Annotated in this window: 1 protein-coding gene and 1 pseudogene; both read left to right on the top strand. The window is 57.0% G+C overall.

Annotation, left to right across the window (positions count from 1 at the left end; genetic code table 11):
* Positions 1-400 precede the first annotated feature (400 nt).
* Positions 401-541: pseudogene (locus ACQRCA_RS08405) on the top strand (putative RNA methyltransferase); the annotation flags it as partial.
* 63 nt (positions 542-604) lie between these two features.
* Positions 605-1,306, top strand: a complete 702-nt coding sequence (locus ACQRCA_RS08410; protein WP_052241580.1) for a methyltransferase domain-containing protein — start codon at positions 605-607, stop codon at positions 1,304-1,306.
* Positions 1,307-1,379 lie beyond the last annotated feature (73 nt).

Here is a 1,379-nt window from a genome sequence, read left to right on the forward strand (position 1 = left end):
CCTTTTTTCACCTGCTGAAGGTTATCAATCTTCTTATTGAGTATCTCGGCATTCTTTCTTCTGCCAATGCCCTGGCGGGCAGATCCACCCCCCTTTCGGCTGGTTCGGGGTCGCAGGCATGCCCTGGCGGGCAGATCAGCGCCTTTTCGGCAGGTTCGGGGGCGCAGGCATGCCCTGACAGACGGCTGCATTGCCCATATGCGTTTTGCGCGCGAGGACCCTGTTGCTCCTGTCAAAAGCGTGGCGAAATGAAGTGGCCCAAAAGAGGGCAGCAGAATACCGAAATCCCAGCTTGAAATAGCTCAGCTATTTGTCACTGTGCGGTTCTGCCTGCTGTGATTAGCCATGCACTGCTGGGGAAGACTCATCTGCTAGAATTGCTTGGACGAAAGGAGACGCAATGGTACTCGACAGATACGCGCGATTTGCTGACAGCGCCGACGTGCTCTCTTGCCCCCTTTGCCACAGCGCCCTGAAGCTGCAGGAAGGGAGCCTCGTATGTCCGAAGAGGCACTGCTTCGATATCGCAAAGCAGGGGTACGTAAACCTTCTAGGGCCCTCCAGGCAGTCAGCCCACTACAGCAAAGAATCCTTTGAGAGCCGCATGGCAATCCTGGAGGCAGGGTATTACGACCACGTGAAAGAAGCCGTCCTCACCGCGGTAGGAAGGGCCCTTTCCCCAAGCGAGGGTCCTGCAGCTGTGAACGCGACGCCATTCCGCGTGCTCGACGCGGGATGCGGAGAAGGCTTCTATGCACGTGCAATCCGAGAAAACCTCTGTGTCGACGTGGTGGCGTTTGACCTCTCAAAAGACGCCATGCTGATGGCGGCCCGCCACGATTCCAGAAAGGCGGTCAAATGGCTGGTTGGCGACCTGACGAACATCCCCGTGCTGAAAGGCTCCATCAACTGCGTGGTGGACGTATTCGCTCCCTCGAACTACGACGAATTCAAGCGCGTTCTCACCCCAACCAGAAACGCCTCCGCGCCAGGAGTGCTGGTCAAAGTGGTTCCAGGCAGCAATCATCTTACGGAGCTGCGCCACCTTGCTGAAGGATCTTTGCGCAGCAAGGAATACTCAAACCAGCTGGTGACCGATTGCTTTGAGAAGCACTTCAAGATGACCGACCGCATCAAGGTGACGCGCACCTTCGAGATGTCCGAAAGGGACGTCCGCGTGTTCGCCGAGATGACGCCGCTGCTGTTCGGCATCGACGCGGAGTCCCTAAATCTATCGCGTGTGAAAAGCATCACCATCGAGGCTGAATTGCTGGTGGGCACCCCTCGCTCCCAAGGCCCTTCATGAGCTCAGCCAGCTCATCATCCTCTTAATTGCAGGGCTGAAGGACAGCCCTTGTCAACCGCCCCAGAAGAAATCT

The sequence above is a fragment of the Collinsella sp. SGI.095 genome, assembly GCF_050314535.1.
Classification (GTDB): domain Bacteria; phylum Actinomycetota; class Coriobacteriia; order Coriobacteriales; family Coriobacteriaceae; genus Collinsella.

Excerpts from the sequence above, each read along its gene's own strand:
- ACQRCA_RS08410 (WP_052241580.1), top strand. The coding sequence starts at position 605 with ATGGCAATCCTGGAGGCAGGGTATTACGACCACGTGAAAGAAGCCGTC.